Source organism: Tamlana crocina, from assembly GCA_040429635.1.
In the GTDB taxonomy this organism is placed as follows: Bacteria; Bacteroidota; Bacteroidia; order Flavobacteriales; family Flavobacteriaceae; genus Flavisericum; species Flavisericum crocinum.
In genome coordinates, this window is the sequence record CP158972.1 from 1,810,559 (window position 1) to 1,829,868 (window position 19,310).

At 36.7% G+C, this 19,310-nt stretch carries 11 protein-coding genes; 4 read left to right on the top strand and 7 right to left on the bottom strand.

What is annotated here, in order from left to right:
- Window positions 1–15 precede the first annotated feature (15 nt).
- The 4 genes from ABI125_08090 to ABI125_08105 all read left to right on the top strand — a co-directional run bounded on the left by ABI125_08090 (window position 16) and on the right by ABI125_08105 (window position 8,820).
- Window positions 16–2,814: a sugar-binding domain-containing protein gene (locus ABI125_08090; GenBank protein ID XCF07810.1), complete on the top strand. Its 2,799-nt coding sequence runs from the start codon at window positions 16–18 to the stop codon at window positions 2,812–2,814.
- A gap of 336 nt (window positions 2,815–3,150) precedes the next feature.
- Window positions 3,151–3,993, top strand: coding sequence for a T9SS type A sorting domain-containing protein (locus ABI125_08095; protein ID XCF07811.1), 843 nt, complete (start codon window positions 3,151–3,153; stop codon window positions 3,991–3,993).
- Between the two features lie 177 nt (window positions 3,994–4,170).
- Window positions 4,171–7,377: a glycoside hydrolase family 2 TIM barrel-domain containing protein gene (locus tag ABI125_08100; GenBank protein ID XCF07812.1), complete on the top strand. Its 3,207-nt coding sequence runs from the start codon at window positions 4,171–4,173 to the stop codon at window positions 7,375–7,377.
- A gap of 111 nt (window positions 7,378–7,488) precedes the next feature.
- Window positions 7,489–8,820, top strand: a complete 1,332-nt coding sequence (locus ABI125_08105; GenBank protein XCF07813.1) for a sulfatase-like hydrolase/transferase — start codon at window positions 7,489–7,491, stop codon at window positions 8,818–8,820.
- 73 nt (window positions 8,821–8,893) lie between these two features.
- Here ABI125_08105 and ABI125_08110 read toward each other — a convergent pair whose 3' ends face one another.
- The 7 genes from ABI125_08110 to ABI125_08140 all read right to left on the bottom strand — a co-directional run bounded on the left by ABI125_08110 (window position 8,894) and on the right by ABI125_08140 (window position 19,249).
- Window positions 8,894–10,090 (bottom strand): IS256 family transposase, encoded by a 1,197-nt coding sequence (locus tag ABI125_08110; GenBank protein XCF07814.1) that lies wholly within the window; start codon window positions 10,088–10,090, stop codon window positions 8,894–8,896.
- Between the two features lie 216 nt (window positions 10,091–10,306).
- A complete protein-coding gene (locus ABI125_08115) occupies window positions 10,307–10,672 on the bottom strand; it encodes a hypothetical protein (protein ID XCF07815.1) in 366 nt (121 codons plus the stop codon).
- A gap of 72 nt (window positions 10,673–10,744) precedes the next feature.
- Window positions 10,745–11,407: a hypothetical protein gene (locus ABI125_08120; GenBank protein ID XCF07816.1), complete on the bottom strand. Its 663-nt coding sequence runs from the start codon at window positions 11,405–11,407 to the stop codon at window positions 10,745–10,747.
- A gap of 232 nt (window positions 11,408–11,639) precedes the next feature.
- Complete coding sequence (locus ABI125_08125) at window positions 11,640–12,905, bottom strand: DUF4998 domain-containing protein (protein XCF07817.1); 1,266 nt, start codon at window positions 12,903–12,905, stop codon at window positions 11,640–11,642.
- A gap of 31 nt (window positions 12,906–12,936) precedes the next feature.
- Entirely contained in the window at window positions 12,937–14,142 is a 1,206-nt protein-coding gene (locus ABI125_08130) for a DUF5000 domain-containing lipoprotein (protein XCF07818.1), read from the bottom strand.
- A 20-nt stretch (window positions 14,143–14,162) separates the two neighbouring features.
- Window positions 14,163–16,091 (bottom strand): RagB/SusD family nutrient uptake outer membrane protein, encoded by a 1,929-nt coding sequence (locus ABI125_08135; protein ID XCF07819.1) that lies wholly within the window; start codon window positions 16,089–16,091, stop codon window positions 14,163–14,165.
- A gap of 29 nt (window positions 16,092–16,120) precedes the next feature.
- The gene (locus ABI125_08140) at window positions 16,121–19,249 is read right to left on the bottom strand and encodes a TonB-dependent receptor (protein ID XCF07820.1); all 3,129 of its coding nucleotides are present in this window, start codon (window positions 19,247–19,249) and stop codon (window positions 16,121–16,123) included.
- Window positions 19,250–19,310 lie beyond the last annotated feature (61 nt).

Genomic DNA, 19,310 nt, shown 5'->3' on the forward strand with positions numbered 1-19,310 from the left:
AAAACCAAAGATACCATGAAATTATATCAAACCGTAGTTCTAGTTTTTATGCTCATATTGGGTGCTTGTGCGCCAAAGGTAGATCGAATAGATTTGTCGGGTATATGGCAGGTAAAATTAGATTCCACAAATGTTGGAAAGCAAGAAAATTGGGCGGGGTCAAAACTAGAAGGAAGAGAAATTAGTTTACCAGGAACTTTAGATGATGCCGAAATAGGAACGCCAAACAAACTTGAACCAGCAATAAATAATTACGTAATGTCCAATTTAACCCGAAAACATCAGTATATAGGGAAAGCGTGGTATCAAAAAGAAATTGAAATACCCAAAGATTGGAAAGAGAAATCGGTGACATTAAACCTTGAACGGGTGCTATGGGAGTCCACTGTGTATATTGACGATAAAATAATCGGTAAAGCAAATAGCTTAATTGGCGCACATAGTTTTGAAATTCCAGATAATATTTCTGCGGGAAAACATATGCTTACTATTTGTGTAGATAACTCCAACAAGTACCCAAACATAAACGTTGCAGGAACACGTTATCCAGATAAAGTAAACCAAGACATGGCTCATGCCTACACCAATCACACACAAATAAAGTGGAATGGTATAATTGGCGATATTTCGCTAAATGCTTCAGGCCAGAATAAGCCCAATAATATTCAGGTTTACCCCAAAAAAGATTTAAAAGGATTAAAGGTAACATTCGAACAACCCGTCGCACTTGATGGGGCAGTAGCCTTAAATATTAAAACTTTAAATGGGGCAGAAATTTACAGCAAACAATTAGAGGCTGTAAAAGTTTCAAACAACGAATTTTCTATTGAAGTGGATAAGCCGGAAGGCCTTGAGTTATGGGATGAGTTCAACCCCAATTTGTATGAGGTTTCAGTAAAAACGAATACCGGAACGGTTAGCACTACTTTTGGATACAAAGTTGTGGATAGCCATGATGGCGATTTAACCTTAAATGATAAACGTATTTTTTTAAGAGGAAATTTGGAGTGTGTTATTTTTCCGCTAACTGGTTATCCGCCAATGCAGAAAGAAGACTGGGCAACTCTTATAAAACAAGCAAAAGATTATGGTTTAAATCACCTACGTTTTCATTCATGGTGTCCTCCAAAAGCAGCTTTTGAGGCTGCAGACGAGGCTGGTTTTTACGTTCAGGTAGAACTGCCGCATTGGAGTTTAAAAGTAGGGGAAGACCAAGCCACTAACGCGTTTTTAAAAGCTGAAGCCGATAAAATTATAAAGGATTATGGTAACCATCCATCTTTTATTTTCATGGCGATGGGGAATGAATTGGAAGGTGACGCTGCCTTTCTAAATAGCCTTGTTAAAGATTTGAAACAGAAAGACGATAGGCATTTATATGCAACAACAGCATTTTCGTTCCAAAGGCCAATGGGGACAAGACCCGAACCGGAAGATGAGTACTTTATTGCTCAATGGACCAAGAGAGGATGGATTCGAGGACAAGGTGTTTTTAATGACAAACCACCGCATTTTAATGCAGATTATACTTCTGGAGCGGAACATATAGAAGTGCCTTTAATTTCCCATGAAATTGGTCAGTATTCCGTATATCCCGATATGAGTGAAATAGAAAAGTATACAGGGGTTTTGGAGCCGCTAAACTTTATAGCGGTAAAACAAGATTTAGAGAAGAAGGGACTTTTGGATTTAGCTCCGGAGTTCACATATAATTCAGGAAAGTTGGCCGCTTTGTTATACAAGGAGGAAATCGAGAGGGCTTTAAAGACACCAAGTTTTGATGGCTTTCAGTTGCTGCAGCTTCAAGATTTTCCTGGGCAAGGAACCGCTTTGGTAGGTTTGTTAAATGCTTTTTGGGAATCGAAAGGAGTTATCTCTGCCGAAGAATTTAGCCAATTTAATAGCGAATTGGTTCCGTTAATTAGATTTGAAAAAGCAGTTTACGAAAGCGGAGAGTCTTTCATAGCTACTATTGAAGTGGCCAATTTTTTCAAAGATTTGAAAAACAAAATCATCAATTGGAGCATAACAGATGAGGCAGGAAAAGAAGTGAAATCTGGTAGTCTAACTGATATTAATCTATCTATAGGAAACAACACAGATTTAGGAGTTATTGATTACACTGTTGAGGCAAAAGAAGCCAGAAAACTAAATATTAGTGTAAGCGTAGCAGAAACAAAATATAAAAACAGTTGGAATATATGGGTGTATCCAAAAACTGTTTCTACAACATCAGCAGATATCTTAATAACATCTTCTTTTCAAGAGGCTTCAAAAGCATTGCATAAAGGAAAAACCGTGTTGCTAAATCCAGATTATAAAGGACTAAAAGGTACAACAGGACGATTTGTGCCTGTTTTTTGGAGTCCTGTACATTTTCCCGACCAGCCAGCAACAATGGGTGTTATGGTAAATGAAGCGCATCCAGCTTTTAATCATTTCCCAACAAGTTCGCATACCGATTGGCAATGGTGGGATTTATGTATAAAATCAAAATCTGTTATTATAGATTCCTTGAAAGTGACACCGATAGTTCGAGTGATAGATAATTTTGTTACCAACCATCACCTAGCTAATGTTTTCGAAGCTAATGTAGGGCAAGGAAAGCTGGTGTTTTCTGCCATAGATTTAACTACAGATTTGGACAAGAGGCCAGTAGCGAGACAATTGAGATATAGCTTACTGGAGTACATGAAAAGCGATAGCTTTAATCCGTCTGAAACAATCCAAATGAAGGACCTGGAACAGGTTAAAATTGAAGGTAAAAGTAGCACGTTTTCAGCAGAAGACGTCTATAGTAGTGGATACAATTAATGATAATAATCATGCCGATATTCACCATTAAAAACGTTTTTATCTAGTATTTCTATTTTTTTGTTTTCATGAAAGTACCTGAGTAAAACGCTTGTGAATTTATAGATGAAAAAATAAATAATAGAGAGATAAGTTAATACTAACCCTAAATCGAAGGAAAGGAATATGTTAGAAAATGCGTTATTTTATTTAATTATTCTGTTGAAATATCAATAAGAGCTAAAATGGTGTCAAAAAAGTAGTATTGTCTATAAAAGCAAAATGTTAGTCCATTTAAATATTGCTTATTAAAATTAATTTTATACAAAACCAATTAACTAATTAAAATTATTTATTATGACAAAAAAAATTACTTTTTCGCTTACAGCATTTCTGTTTTGCTCTGTTTTAGCTTTTGGGCAAACATTGGTTAACGATTTCGAATCGGGGACTACGGGTTTACTTAATGTTGGGGGAGGTATAACCACTTCAGTGGTGGCAAACCCTAACACATCAGGGTTGAACACATCAGCCAATTGTTTGGAAATTAAAAGAACGGGCGCCCAATGGTGGGTTTTTCAAGGTGTTGATGTTGTTGACATGGCTATTTCATCTTCTGAAACCAAATTTTTAAGTATGATGGTTAATTTTCCAGCACAACCAGATTTGGGGGTTCGTTTTGATGCTCCTGACGATGCATCAAATGGGAGCGAGGTAGTAAGGGCCGTAAATTCGTATACAGATTTTAACCAATGGCAGGAAATTGTGTTTGAAATTAAAGATAGTCCGGCGGCAACAGCATTTACTTTAGGGACTTTATATAGATTATCTATCCATCCAGATATAGGTTATGAAAATGTGCCAGCAGGTCAAGTGCTAAACAATACAGATGCTTTCGGTTACATTGATAATATTCAAATTTTAGATAGCAATCCTTTATCTGCTTCCGATTTAAAGTTTGAGAATAGCGTTTCGTTATTCCCAAACCCAGTACAATCTACTTTTAAATTAAAAACCCAAAGTAATACAATTGTTGAGAATGTATCGATTTATAATATTTTGGGAAATAAGGTGGCCGAAAACATAATTAGTTTTAATGATAATGAGTATGATATAAGTGGTTTGCAATCTGGAGTTTATGTTGTTGAAATAGCTAATTCTCAAGGGAACACGGCCTTTAAAAGAATCGTTAAGAACTAAATAATAAACCTTAATTTGATGTTATAAAATACCTCAATAAAAAGATATTACATCAAGTTGGTTTATAATTGAAAAGGAGCAGACATAACTATATTATGTCTGTTTTTTTTTTAATCATTTTAACTCCGTTAGTGTATTTGCATTCTGTAAGACTTTTTAAATTTTAATAAATACCAGATGAAATTTTACTGTAACTTAATTTTAATACTAGTACTAACAGTTTCGTGCAATAAAGTGCAGCTTTCAAAACCTATTTATGTAGCTGAAACTTGGGAAAACCCCGAATGGGAAAACCCTGAAATATTCCAAATAAACCGGGAGGCCCCGAGAGCGACATTTTATAACCATAGGACCGTAGAGGAAGCAATAACAAATAAGGGATGGAAGTCGTCTTCATTTTACAAATCACTAAATGGCACTTGGAAGTTTTACTATGCAGATAGTGTGCAAGCCAGACCCAAAGATTTTTACAAAGAAGATTTTAGTTTAAAAGGTTGGGATACTATTTCTGTACCTTCAAACTGGGAGTTAAAAGGATTTGGACTGCCTATTTATGTTAATGCGGGTTATGTTTTTCCTAAAAACCCTCCCTATATCGCTCATAATTTTAATAATGTAGGTAGTTATAAACGAACTTTTCAAATCCCAACAGATTGGAAAAACAAAGATGTGTTCTTACATTTTGCCGGGGTAAGTGGTGCTATGTATGTGTATATAAACGGCCAAATGGTAGGTTATAACCAAGGCAGTAAAACCCCTGCAGAATTTAAGGTGACAAAATATCTTAAACCAGGCGAAAATCAATTATCTGTGCAGGTGCTACGCTGGTCTGATGGTAGCTATATGGAAGATCAAGATTTTTGGAGATTAAGTGGTATTGAGCGAGATGTTTATTTACGAGTTGAAAACCCTGTTTACATAAAAGATATAAAACTTAAAAACGACCTGTCTAGCAATTATAAACAAGGCTTATTTGGTGCGAAGATAGATTTAAGCTCATATTCAAAACAGCCGGAAAAGGGGATTGTAGAAATTAAGCTCATGGATAGCAATGAAGAGATCGAAGCTTTTTCAAAGAATTTTGAAATTTCTTCTAAACAATCTATTGAAGTTTTTCATGAGGGAACAATTTCAAATGTAGTACCATGGACGGCAGAAACACCAAAACTCTATACTGTGCTAGTAACGCTTAAAGATGTTGATGGCAACATTATGCAGGCTACTTCCATAAAAACAGGTTTCAGAAATATAAAAATTGAAAACAACCAATTTTTAGTAAATGGGAAGCCAGTATTGTTAAAAGGAGTGAATCTTCATGACCACGATGAAAAAACAGGACACGTTGTAAGTGAAGAATTGACCATGAAGGATTTGGAGCTAATGAAAAAAAACAACGTAAATGCCATACGTTGTAGCCATTACCCTAAAAATCCGTTTTTCTATTCTATGTGTGATCAGTACGGATTCTATGTTATAAATGAAGCGAACATTGAAACTCATGGTATGGGAACTACCAACCAAGGATTGGATAATAACGAGGAAGCAAAAAAGGTGCATCCCGCTTATCAACCAAAATGGAAAACAGCTCACTTAGATAGAACGATAAGAATGTTTGAACGCGATAAAAATCATCCGTCTATCATCACATGGTCTTTAGGAAATGAAGCTGGAAATGGCAATAATTTCGTAGCTACCTATAATTGGTTAAAAGAAAATGACTCTACAAGGCCTGTACAATACGAAGGTGCTACCGGTTATGAAAATACAGATATTCAAGCACCTATGTATTGGCGAATACCAAAGATGATTCAGTATGCCGAGAACAACCCCAACCGCCCTTTAATACAATGTGAGTACGCTCATGCTATGGGGAACAGTTTAGGCAACTTTAAAGACTATTGGGATGTTATTAGGAAATATGATATTATGCAAGGTGGTTTTATTTGGGATTGGGTTGACCAAGGGCTTGTTGCTACCTCCCCAGAAGGGGAGAAATATTGGGGGTATGGAGGCGATTTTGGAGCAGAAAACATCCATAATGATGCTAATTTTTGTTTAAATGGTATTGTTAATCCAGATCGTACACCGCACCCAGGTTTGGAAGAACTTAAAAAAGTTTATCAAGATATTCATTTTAAAGACGCCAACTTAAAAACAGGTCAAGTAACCGTTTACAATGAGTATTTTTTTACCAATCTAAATCAATTTGATTTTTCGTGGCAACTTTTTAAAAACGGATCTAAAATTGATGAGGGGATCATAAAATCAATTGATTTAGAACCCAGAACTTCAAAAGTGATAACACTTAATTTACCAGAAATAGATTTTCAATCGGGCGAATTTGCACTTCAACTGTTCGCTAGAACAAAAGAAAAAAGGCCGTTAATACCAAAAGGCTACCCATTGGCTAAAGCAGAGTTTTTAACGGGAACTTATACGCCAATATTCAAAGAAAATACAACAGATAATATTACTATTAAGAAAGTTAATGATAGCTTATTTTTTAAGTCTAATAACTTTGAAGCTGGTTTTAACCTGCAGACTGGAAAACTGGTAACATTGAATTATGGTAACGGAAATATAATCAAACAAGGCATTCAACCAAATTTCTGGAGAGCTACAACCGATAACGATTTCGGTTTTAATATGCCAAAACATTTTGCAAAATGGAAAAGGGCCACAGATCAACAGGTGTTGACGTCATACGCACTAAAAGCTGGTAATACGATTGTAGACCTAGCCTCTCTGTCTGAACATGAGTCCCTTGTTGATGCATGGGCAAAATTAGAGTTGGTTTATCAATTACCAGACAATATGGCGCAAATTCAATTAGATTATAAAATAGAGGCGTCTGGCCAAATTACGGTTACAAATACACTAAAGGAGGTGAGTGGTGAATTGCCTAACCTACCTCGTTTCGGAAATAATTTTATATTAAAAGCGGATTACAACCATGTGAACTGGTACGGTAGAGGACCGCAAGAAAATTATCAAGACCGAAATACTTCAGCTTTTGTAGGCATCTATAACACTAAAGTGGAAGATTTATATGTTCCTTACATACGGCCTCAAGAAAATGGATATAAAACAGATGTTCGGTGGGTCTCTTTTACAAATGAAAAAGGAAAAGGTATAAAAGTTACAGGATCAAAACTATTTAGTTTTAGTGCACATCATCAATATAATTCAGATTTTGATGCTGGTTTAACCAAGCAACAACGCCATACAACAGATATTAAAAAACGCGATTTTGTGAATATAAATATAGACAATAAACAAATGGGCGTTGGTGGCGATACCAGTTGGTGGGCCAGGCCCTTAGAGCAATATCAGATAAAGCCTAAATCGATGGTTTATTCCTATACTATCTTTCCTTTAAATTAAAGTTTGCATTGAATTAACGAACAAAAAATGAATATTCTTTTTAAAACCATATGTTTTGCACTCTTAACTTTGAGTTCGTTGGGTTGTAAAACAAAATTAAACGAACAAACAGTGGCAGCTACAAAGCCACCCAACGTTATAGTTGTTCTATTGGATGATGCCGGCTATGTAGATTTTGGGTTTATGGGTAGTAAAGATTTGCACACACCAAACATTGATGCCCTAGCAAGTAATGGCGTTATTTTTACCGATGCTCATGTAAGTGCCACGGTTTGTGCACCTTCCAGGGCCGGTTTGCTAACAGGGAAATACCAACAGAGGTTCGGGTTTGAAGCCAACGGTACTGGAGGTATTGGTTTAAGTGACGGTGTTGTAACCATGGCAGATGTGTTTCGAGCCAATGGCTACAATACCTATGCCCTAGGGAAATGGCATCTGGGAGAAGAAATGTCCGATCATCCAAATAACAGAGGTTTCGACGAGTTTTATGGGTTTATTTCGGGTAGTCGTTCTTATTTTCCTTTGGCGAATCCAAGCAAAGAAAAAATGCTTCAACATAATGGAGAGCGTGTGGTTTTTAATGGTTATATGACGGATGTTTTGGGAGACCAGTCTTTAAAATTTATGGAGGATTCAAAAAGGAAACCATTTTTTATGTATTTGGCATACAATGCCGTGCATACACCTATGGAAGCTAAAAAAGAAGATTTAGAACGCTTTGAAAATCACCCGCGTAGAGAATTAGCAGCCATGACATGGTCGTTAGATCAAAACGTAGGTAAATTATTGAATAAATTAGAAGAACTGGGTGAACGTGAAAATACCTTAATTTATTTTTTAAGCGATAATGGAGGAGCCCATAATAACCAATCGCAATCTGGTCCGCTTAAAGGTTGGAAAGGCAATAAGTTTGAAGGTGGGCATAGAGTGCCTTTTGTAGTGAGTTGGCCAGCTGGGTTTAAGGGTGGTAAACGCTTTGATGGGTTGTCGTCTTCATTAGATATTTTTTCAACCTCTTTGGCGGCAGCTCACATTAGTAAACCCGAACACCTTCAATTAGATGGTGTTAATTTAATACCATATTTAAGAAATGAAGCAGAAGGGAGCCCTCACGGTGAGTTGTTTTGGCGAAAATTAGATGAGTCTGCAGCTAGGATTGGCGACTATAAATTAATTTCACTGAAAAATTTCGGTTCTGTTATGTATAATTTAAAAGATGATTTGGGAGAAAGTCAAAATATAATTAAACAAAAACCAGATGTTTTCGGTTCAATTATAGAGAGCTATAAAGCTTGGGAGTTAGAAATTATTCCGCCTTTATGGGATGAAGGAGAACAATGGATGGGGGTTACCTCTCATATCCACAAACAACTCATGCAAAATAAGGAAGTGGAATACAAAGATATTTGGGATCCTGCTTTTAGGAAAATTTTGGAGAAGTAGTTGTTGGTAATAGCAGTTTTTTATGACACTATCCCGAAAAGTGTGTAAGTTATAAATCGAGGGTTTGGCTTAATTAAAGCCGGACCCTTTTTTCAAATATAGTCAAAAACTGGTTTAAAATAATGCCCCAGTTCCTAATGGGCATCGACCATTTCTTGGTAGCCTCTCTAATGGCTAAAAAAGTGGATTTCATAACAGCTTCATCTGTTGGGAATGAGAGTTTGTTTTTAGTGTATTTTCTGATTTTTCCATTAAGGTTTTCAATAAGGTTCGTAGTGTAAATGATTTTTCTGATTTCTAAAGGGAATTCATAGAAAGCTGTAAGTTCTTCCCAGTTGTCCCTCCAGCTTTTAATAGCGTAAGAGTACTTGTGTTCCCATTTCTGGGCAAAGTCCTCCAGAGCGGCTTTTGCTGCGCTTTTGGTAGGTGCATCATAGATGCTTTTCATATCCTTTGTAAACTCCTTCTTGTCCTTCCAAACCACATAGCGACAAGCATTTCTAATTTGATGCACCACACAGATTTGGGTCTTGGATTCAGGAAAAACGTTTTTAATGGTGTCGGTAAAACCGTTAAGATTATCTGTGGCCGTGATAAGCAAATCCTGAACGCCTCTGGCTTTCATATCGGTTAGTACACTCATCCAAAAGGCTGCCGATTCATTCTTACCCAGCCAAAGCCCTAGGACTTCCTTTTTACCGTCTCTACGTAGTCCTACGGCAATGTACATGGTTTTGTTAATGACTTTGGAGTTCTCCCGAACCTTAAATACAATGCCATCCATCCAAGTAATTAAATATACGGGCTCCAATGGCCTGTTCTGCCAGGCAACAATATCATTGGTAACTTTATCCGTGATGCGGGATATGGTGGATGTGGATACATCAAAATCGTAGACTTCACGGATCTGTTCTTCGATATCGGAATTACTCATGCCCTTAGCATAAAGGCTGATAATCACATTTTCTATGCCATCGACCATGTTGGTGCGTTTAGGGACGAGCATGGGGTTAAAAGAGGCTTCTCGGTCTCTGGGAACTTTAATATTGGTCTCGCCCAATGCCGTTTTTATCTTTTTGGAAGCGTAACCGTTACGGGTATTGCTGTTATCGGATTGTTGGTGCCTTTCATAATCCAGATGCGCATCAAGCTCGCCTTCAAGCATCTTTTCAATGCCCCGCTTTTGGATGGATTTTAGAAAGGAGGTTAGTTCGTCTCCTGTTTTGAACTGTTTTAAAAAGTCGTCGTTTAGAAAATCTTCTTTCTTCATAAGTGTATAAAATTTAAAATTAAACAAAAAAATATCGAGAGCTGTTAACCCTCGATATTTAAACTTTACACACTTAGTGAGATACTACCTTTTTTATTTTATTCGATGGAAGCAACATGTTTATCTTGGCGCATTCAGAAAATAGCATCATTAATAGCAAATGCTATTTTGTGTTAGATAGTTGTAATCATGTTGTTCCATTACTGACAATATTTTCTAATTAAGCATATCAGGAGTAACATAGTTCCCTTTACTCTGAAAGCTATAGCCCCAAGAACCTCCTGTTACAGTAAACTCAGATCCATTCCAGGACAATGTTATTGAAGTGGAAAATGGTGCGTAATTGGAAATTACAGCTGCAAGTTCGTAATCACAAGAACCATAATAATACATCCCAGCTGGTGTAAAATTAATAATTTTAGCTTTGGAGTCCCCAGAGTATCCAGGTTGGTAATAGCCATTTGCCTCTGTACTTTTGCTTTGAATATATTTAGTACAGTCTGGTGCCCATTGTTCGCCAGAAACTGTTATGCGCGCATATGCATACGAACCACTCCCATAGAGTCCTTTTCGAGTTAACATGATTTCGTCATAAAAAAAAATATTAAACGTTGTTGAACAGTCTTCTGTAGCATTTTTAATGTTTGATTTTTTTTACATATTGGTTTCGTCAGAACTACAATTTCGTATATAATTTATTTCACTAAGATTAGATAAAATCTCATCATATATCAATTCTTTACCACTAAAAACAGCATTGGTGAAAAATTTTTTACCATGATAGTCCCATTCTAATCGCAGCAATTGATATTGTGAATCAGGTATTTGAGCAACACGAAATTTGATTATGTCTTTTTGCCTTTTTATTTCATCTACCACTTCTGGTTTTTTCATGTTGTTGATAGTAAAAGGTTGCTTTATTACAAATTCATTTAGGGTGTTTTTATCTTTTCCAACGTAAATGGGTAAATATGTCTTTTCCGTAATAGGTGTATTTAAAATATTGTCAATTGTAGATTCATCACTACTTATTATTTCATAACCCGTCAAAAACAAACCATAAGGGTTTATCTTTACTAGGCTTTTATCTTCCATTATCATCTGTAAAAAATCTTTTTGGGTTTTAATAACCGAATCTATTTTTTTTGTTACAGTTTGGTTACGGTAATCTTCATAAGAAATAAGTGTTGAAAGGTCTGGAAGACTGGATTGTGTGAGTACTTTATTAGATCTAACTTTACCCGTGGTATCATTGTTGCAACTTGAAAATAATATTAAGCTTAAAATGACTGTGGAATAAAGGCAGCAAGTTTTCATTGTCGTAAAGTTTTTATAACAGATTTTAAATATAAAAAAATAGAAAATAAAATCCTACAAAATTTAATTAAAAATGAGTTTATTGAAATTTAGATTTATTCAGTAGTGGCAGCAAGAGTTATTTTATTTGGCATTTCGATAATCTTAAATCAGAAAAAATATTGAATAAAAAAATCTCGAGGGCTATTTCTCGAGATTTTTTATAATATAAAAAATTAAAACAATAAACTTACTACTTGCTTAATGTAAAAGACGCAAACGTCATATATCTATTAATATTTACTGGCTCGGCATCTGGGTTGCTAGGGTCAATACCATTTGTTGCTGCAAGTCCAATAGCTATATCCGTAAAATCTTCTGTGAGGGTAAATTCTATTGTATAGGTATTTGCTGGACCAGATATACGAGCAAAGCCAAGTGTAGATGATGCGGTTTCAACATCTTTAACATCAGGTAGGGTGTTGCCCAAGGCTACTGTTGCGTATACTTGATCGTTTACACCGTTGTAATTGTTGCCTTCTGTAACAACTTTATAAGTGTAAGTTCCTGGCGTTAATCGCATTTTTTGGTACACCTTTGCATTGACCAATTTGGGTTCGCCATAGCCACTCACTAGATTGAATATACCACCGCCACTATTATTGTCATAAACTCCGTAACCGTTGTGGTTCAAAGCACCTTCGTTATGAATCCAATCTTTTGGAGTGCCATATCTAATTCCGCTAAATTCTGCAACAGCAAATGGTTTTACTCCATTTTTAAAGTATGGAGGTTTAGAGATGGGAACTGAAGGTGTTATTACTTTGTAATCTGTATAAAAGGTGTCAATAGCTGTTTCTTCTGGCAAGAAGGCTGTACGGTATTTAAAGGTGTTACCGTTTGTAAATTTCTCCAGAGTGATCGATTCTGTTTCAGTGGGAACTTCAATGGTTATTAGGTCGCCATCACTATCTACATACTCCAATTCAGAGAACAAGATACCAGAAGTAAGATCAACTGGTGCAAATTCAACAAAGGCAGATTGGCTTTCTTCTTGTAAATCTTGTTTTATAAGCGGTCTGTTAATTAATGAGTTCTGGTATCTATTGCCATAAACTTTTCCTGTAATAAAAACAGGAATAGAACTGTTATTATCGTCATCGAATGTTTGTATTTCAAAATTGTAAAGGTTTTCTTCTAACCCGTCAATAATATAACTAACAGGTTTGGCTATATCTTCTTTGTTTACGGGTATAACGGTACTTTCCTTTTTGTTAGCCCAATAAACTTTTACAGAAGTTACTTTAGGGTCTGGGCTAAGTAGTCCGTTAAGCTTAATACGGTTTTTACCGGAAAATGTTTTTAAAGAGTCTATTTTGCCTGTGTATATTATCTCTCCATCAGAAACAAATTTCTTGTAATCATCCTCTTCTTGGTTCGAGCATGAAGAAAGGGCTAAAATGCCCGCAATAACAAAAGTTATGCGAAGTAGCTGTATTGTTTTTATAATATCAATCATTTTTTAATTAAATTTTAATTTTCAATTTATATTAACGGGTATCTCCGTATACTCTCATTTCGGCAATGGCTAAACGCCCAGAACCAGCCCAATTTTCTAAGTTGTTAATTCTAAGATACCTGTATTTGGGCGCTGTAATAGGGATAGGCCAATTGAATCCGTCTTGGGCAAATTCTATATCCTCGTTGTTCTGTTGGGTAAGAGGTAGCCCTGATGGTTTAATTACTTCGTAGGTACCCAACAATTCCCAACTGTCCCAACTGCCGTTGGTGTTTGGAGAGTTGGAACCCCATATCTCAAATTTTCTCATGTTAAATTGCCAATAGTAGAAAAAGCCACTGGACGTTTGTTGTGGATAATCCCAAATTTTTACACGGCTTATTTTTACTTCTTGTCCTAGGTCAATGGTAAAGGCGTGGGGTGGTGGTGGGGCAGCGTCAGTGATATAAATTCTGGGCCAACCTCTAAAGTTATTGTCAAAAAGCCTGTCTAGACCAAACCCAAAATCGTCTGTAGGAGCATCTCCAGGTAATGGATAACCACTGTATTGAGTTCTTGGTATTTCAGTTTCATAAATAGGCTTTATGGTTTGAAACAAGGTGTCTGAAGTGTTTAAAAACCTATCGCGAATAGTGAATGCAAACTCGTAATCCAGAGTATCTAACCCTCTTATGGTTCTAAAAATTTCATTTGTAGAGGTGTAAATGCTATTGCCATTGGTAACCCAATCGCCGTTATCGTCTTTTTCCATCACTAATATGGCTATGTCTGTACGGTCTGGGTTGTCTGCTTCTACAAATAGCCCTCCAAAATCAGGCCCTACCTCGAGGCTTCTAAAAATATCAAATAAGGGAGATTCTTTTGGGTTTATTGTTACCACAACTGGATCGGACTCAACTTCGTTTCTGCTAACTGAATACAGAGTTATGTCTCTGGGACCAGCTTCGGCAAATCCATCAATGACCAAAGATTTTTTGTAGTATGAAGATTTCACCTCCATATCGGTTCCATTATCAAGTTTGTAAATGGCTTTAACATACAATAAGTTATCATCATCTGGTAAAGCGTAATTGATTTCTGATTTTCCTGATAGATTTGTAACCGTTATGTTGGTTACCTGGCCAGGTACAGAGTTGTCATTACTTAAAGGGGAGTGTTCGTTTTGATCGTCACTACAAGACATTTGCATGGCAAGGCAAACTATAGCTAAGCAGTATTTTAAGATAATATTTTTCATATTCATTATTTTTTATGGTTTTACCAACCAGGATTTTGAACGAGATTTGGATTTTGTAAAAGTGTGTTTTCTGAAAGCGGCCATAGGTAATCTCGGGGTGCTACAAACTTTTGAAGCTCTAAAGTTCTTATTTGGTAATATTCTTCTTGTGTAACGCCTAAATAGTTCCAACCTGTAATGTCTTTGTTTAACTCTTCAGATGCTTTTTTCCATCTTCTTAAATCCCAAAAACGTTGGCCTTCAAAGGCTAGTTCGATTAAACGTTCTTGATGAAGTATTTCCCTCATGCCTTCTTTAGTGGTATATTTTGATGGGTTTACAGAAAAATTAGTCCAGGATTCTGCAATACCTTCAAGACCTGCTCTTTGTCTAACTCTGTTGGCATACTCAAGAACATTGGCCGTTGGACCTTCAGTTTCGTTTAATGCTTCTGCGTACAATAGGTAGAGGTCTGCCAATCTTATTTCTGGCCAAGCGTAAGACCTGTAAGGCTCTCCTGTTGAATTTGTCATGCGCCAATCTACTAGTTTTTTAATATAGTATCCAGAAACATTGTAAAGCACCCCTGCGTTGCTACCGGCATAGTCATTATATTTAGCTCGTATAACCCAAGTGTTTTCATCGGATTTGGATGGGCTGTCTCGTTTATAAAAAGTACTGCCATCAAACCCTAAATTAGCATAAAATCGTGGTTCTCTGTCAAAATTTATTCGTGCTGTTTGGAAGCCTTCTTCTATGTTATAACTCTCCTCTGTTGTGGCAAGCCTTAATTCTGTTTCGTTAGTGAAGTTCAATGTTTTGTCTTCATTAATAGGAACGCCATTTTTAGTATAAAATAGTTTGGCTATTTTTAGTGGTGGCGACAAAATCTTTTGTGCAAGTGTATGGTTATATTCTGCACTTACTGGAACCATACAGTAATATTGCAGGTTTGTTGTTCTGCTGTTAGGATTAGACCATACAATTTCTGGGTTCCACCGTTCTGTAATGGCTTGCCTAATACTGAGTTTGGTGAGGGTGGTTTCAGATAGGTCAAACTGGTTTTGTTCAAAATAGAACAAGCTATTGCCACTTGCCTCGGCTGATTGAATGGCCGCTAGGGCAGCATCGGCCGCTTTACGCCATTTTTGTGGGTCGTAAGTGGTATTCATTAATGCTGTACCTTGGCTATCAACAAAACCAACGTAGTCTGGATTTCCATTAAATAATGGGCTTGCTGCCATAGTAAGGAGTTTTGCCTTAATGCCCAGCGCGATGGGTTTTGTTATGCGTCCTAACTCATTGGTTATGTCTTCTATAGATTCTGGTAGCTTTTCGGCTGATTGGTCTAATAAATCTGAAATATATGAAACACAGTCATCAAAAGGCGCTCGATATACGTTTATCTCATCGGTTGATGCTTCAATTGGTATATTTTTATCGATTATAGGAATAGGGCCATACATCCTGAGTAGATAATAGTGGTAATATGCCTTTAAAAATTCGACCTCTCCAATCCACCTTGTTCTTTCTAATTCGTCTAGATCTCTGGCATTGTTCCTGTCGGTCATTTTTTCTATAAAAATGTTACAATGTCGAATACCATCAAAAATGTCAAAGTTGTTGCCAGGGCCAGCACCATAAGAGTTACCGTCCCAAACATTCACTAATGGGTTACCGGCACGTTGGTTGCCTTTTGCAATTTCAAAATTTGAAACATCGTCTAAAGTGATGTCATTCTTCCAAATTTCGTCTCCAGCGAGCATGGCTATATTAAACCGCACATCGCCGTTTTTAGGTAAATAAGAATAGCAAGTGAATAAATATTTTTCAGCTTCGTTTCGTAGGGTGAAAGCATTGTCTATTGTAGGTGCGCTATCTGGAACAACATCTAAGTGGCTCTCACATGATTGAAAGCTGATGATTGATGCTAACAAAATAGCCAGTGTTTTAATTTTATTTAAAAACATATTATGTGATTTTTTTAAATTAAATTTAATTAAAGTCTTGCAGTTAAACCTATGTTATAAACAGATTGTATAGGGTAACCCAGTCCATTTGCTCCTTGTTCAGGATCCCATAAGTCAAAAGAGCTCCATACGGCAACATTTATAGCGCTAGCATAAACTCTTAGGTTTTCAAGACCTATTTTGTTGGCGATGGATTTTGGTGCATTATAACCAAACTCAATGTTCTTTAGTCTAAGAAAAGCACCATTGCGCATCCACCATGTTGAAGGTTGGTTGTTGTTTACCTCTTGTTGGGTGCTGAGTCGGGGCCAAAAAGCATAAACGTTCCGGTTACTCTCAGACCAATGGTCATCGGCAATTGCTTTAAGTAATCCACTTTCAGAACTACCATTTATAAAAAATGGTTGTATTAAGTTAGGTCTTATAAAAAAGCTAGACCTAGCGGAGCCTTGAAAAAACAAGCTAAAATCAAAATCTTTATAGCCAATTGTTCCACCAAAACCGTAGATAAGTTCTGGGGTTGTAGGAAGTCCTATTGGTACGCGGTCTGCATTAGTAATGGCACCATCACCATTAACATCTCTATATTTTATGTCGCCTCCTCTCACATCACCAAATTGTGTTGGTGAGTTTGCTACTTCTTCGTCATCTACAAATAATCTTTCAGCAATTAGTCCATAGCCCTGAGCGATGGAGTTGCCTTTTCTTTTTAGGTACGAAAGTTCGTTAGGATAGTCTATTTCTGCAAATTCTAAAATTTCGCTTGTAGAATAGGTCATGTTGGCTCTAAGGCTAGTCCACCAGCTACTAGAAAGCTGTTCATTGTAATCCATAGAGAGTTCAAAACCTTTACTTTCTACTTCGCCAAAGTTTGTTGAAGGCGTTACCTGTAGTCCTAAGGTTGATCCAACATCGCTTCTTTCTTGAAGAATATTAAACCTGTGTTGTTTAAAATAATCGGCCGAAATGGTTAGGGATTTAAACAATCCTACATCCAAACCAATATTGGTTTGTTTGGATTTTTCCCATGTTATGTTAGGGTTTGAGTATCGACTTGTTGAAACCCCAGGCCTACTAAAGCCAAATTCCTCACCAAAGGAAGCTCCATAGGTGCCATCGTTCAGGTTAACGTTTGATAGGTAGAAGAACCTATCTTCCTGTCTGCCTATTTCATCATTTCCAATCTCTCCAAAGGTAAATCTCAGTTTTAAATCATTAACAACATTTTTTAAAGGTTGAAAATAGTCTTCGTTGGAAATCCTGTAAGCAAAACCTATTGAGGGAAAATATCCGTACCTTTTGCCAGCAGAAAAACGCTCCGAACCATTGTAACCAAAATTAAACTCAAATAGATATCGATTGTCATAACCGTAGGTAAACCTGCCTGATAGACCATGGTTTCGGCTAGGTAAAGATGCTTGTAACGACCCTGCGTTGCCGGTTTGGTAACTTGATATTAAATTTATCAACATACCAGAAACAGAGTGCACATCATTAAAAGTACGGTTATAATTAATAGCAGTTTCAAGATAAATTCTAGAATCTAAGTTTTTGTTACCGGGATTGTAATCTAAAAATTCAGTGCCCGTAGTTCCAATTGATCCCTCGCTGCCATCGTTTAAAACGTTGAGGATTATTTCTCCATTCTCTGGATTTCTACGGGATGAATAATAGAAGGGATTATAACTTCTTGTGACATCAAAAAAGGAAAACCTTCTAATATACCCCATGGCTCTTGCGCTCAGACCTTCAGTCCAAAAGCCTAAATCTTGTTTTAATTCTAACTGTACTTGTAAAGTAGAATTTTTATAGACTTGATATCCCCTTACCATTTCGGCATAAGGGTTTTGGGCTAAAACACCACTCCCCGGACGAGTTTCTGCACCCCCAAACATGGGGTGGGTAGTAAATGGAGATAGACTTTCTGGGTATACATTTGGAAATAATACCGGGTTGGAGTATAGCGCTGAGTTAAATATTCTTTGCCCTCCGCCTATAGGACCTGTATAATCGTCAAATTGGCCATATAGCCTTACAATTCCTTCTGTGGTTGGTGTTAACTGTAGGTTTATGTTACTTCTTAATGAGTAATTGTATAATTTAATATTATTATTAAAATCGTTTAGCCCGTTTACGTTTAATAAACCATTATCTACATTAAATGTTCCTGCTACATAGTACTGAGCTTTTTCAGCTCCACCACTGGCACTTAGGTTAAAAGCTTGATTCCAAGTGTAATCCTTTATTAATTGGTCTATCCAATTGTTGTTAGGATAGAGTAGTGGGTTAGCGCCAGCAGCAGTTCGTTCTATTTTGTTTTGCGAATATGGTAACGGCGCCAATGGGTCTCGTGTTAAAGTAGCTTCATTGGCAAGCTTCATGTAGGTGATGTTATCTGCAATCTTAAAATTATCGGTGTTGGAAGAAAATCTGTTTTCAACTCTGAAATCAAACTTAACTTTACCAGCTTTACCACTTTTAGTAGAAATAAGTACTACACCGTTAGCACCACGAGCACCATAAATTGATGCTGCTGCAGCATCTTTTAGTACAGAAAATGATTCTATATCATCGGGTTGTAGTCTGGCCATATCAGTGGGTGAAGATTCAATGCCATCAATTAGGATTAATGGATTGCGTTTACCAGCACCGAAAGACCCCAACCCACGAATAAAGAAATCTGAATTGTTGGCACCAGGTTCACCACTTCTTTGGAATGCAATCATACCAGCCACACGGCCAGCCATCATTGTAGTAAGGTTGCTTGTTGGTGCTCTGAGTTCGCCAGGTGATATACTGGTGATTGAACTTACTAAGCTTTCTTTCTTTTGTTTGCCAAAGCCTACTAGAACGACTTCATCTAGTTCAGAAAGGTCTTCTAAAAGAATGGCGTTAATGGTTGTTTCGTTTTTTACAGCAATTTCTTTTGTTTGGTAGCCTACAAATGAAAACACTAGAATGGCTTCATTGTCTGTTACTTTAATTTCGTAATTGCCGTCAAAATCTGCAGCAACCCCATTAGTGGTGCCTTTTTCGAGAACGTTAACGCCAAGTAAAGGAGTCCCGTTATTGTCTTTAACGGAGCCCTTGACTATAATTTGCGAAAAAACAGTCTGGCAGAACAAAATTAGTAGAATAGGTAAATGTTTTTTTTTCATATTTTTCAATTAGGTCGGTTAGTTAATCCTCTGTTGAAAACCTAATAAGATGGCCTTTCGG

Excerpts from the sequence above, each read along its gene's own strand:
- ABI125_08090 (XCF07810.1), top strand. The coding sequence starts at position 16 with ATGAAATTATATCAAACCGTAGTTCTAGTTTTTATGCTCATATTGGGT.
- ABI125_08095 (XCF07811.1), top strand. The coding sequence starts at position 3,151 with ATGACAAAAAAAATTACTTTTTCGCTTACAGCATTTCTGTTTTGCTCT.
- ABI125_08100 (XCF07812.1), top strand. The coding sequence starts at position 4,171 with ATGAAATTTTACTGTAACTTAATTTTAATACTAGTACTAACAGTTTCG.
- ABI125_08110 (XCF07814.1), bottom strand. The coding sequence starts at position 10,090 with ATGAAGAAAGAAGATTTTCTAAACGACGACTTTTTAAAACAGTTCAAA.
- ABI125_08115 (XCF07815.1), bottom strand. The coding sequence starts at position 10,672 with ATGTTAACTCGAAAAGGACTCTATGGGAGTGGTTCGTATGCATATGCG.
- ABI125_08120 (XCF07816.1), bottom strand. The coding sequence starts at position 11,407 with ATGAAAACTTGCTGCCTTTATTCCACAGTCATTTTAAGCTTAATATTA.
- ABI125_08125 (XCF07817.1), bottom strand. The coding sequence starts at position 12,905 with ATGATTGATATTATAAAAACAATACAGCTACTTCGCATAACTTTTGTT.
- ABI125_08130 (XCF07818.1), bottom strand. The coding sequence starts at position 14,142 with ATGAAAAATATTATCTTAAAATACTGCTTAGCTATAGTTTGCCTTGCC.
- ABI125_08135 (XCF07819.1), bottom strand. The coding sequence starts at position 16,091 with ATGTTTTTAAATAAAATTAAAACACTGGCTATTTTGTTAGCATCAATC.
- ABI125_08140 (XCF07820.1), bottom strand. The coding sequence starts at position 19,249 with ATGAAAAAAAAACATTTACCTATTCTACTAATTTTGTTCTGCCAGACT.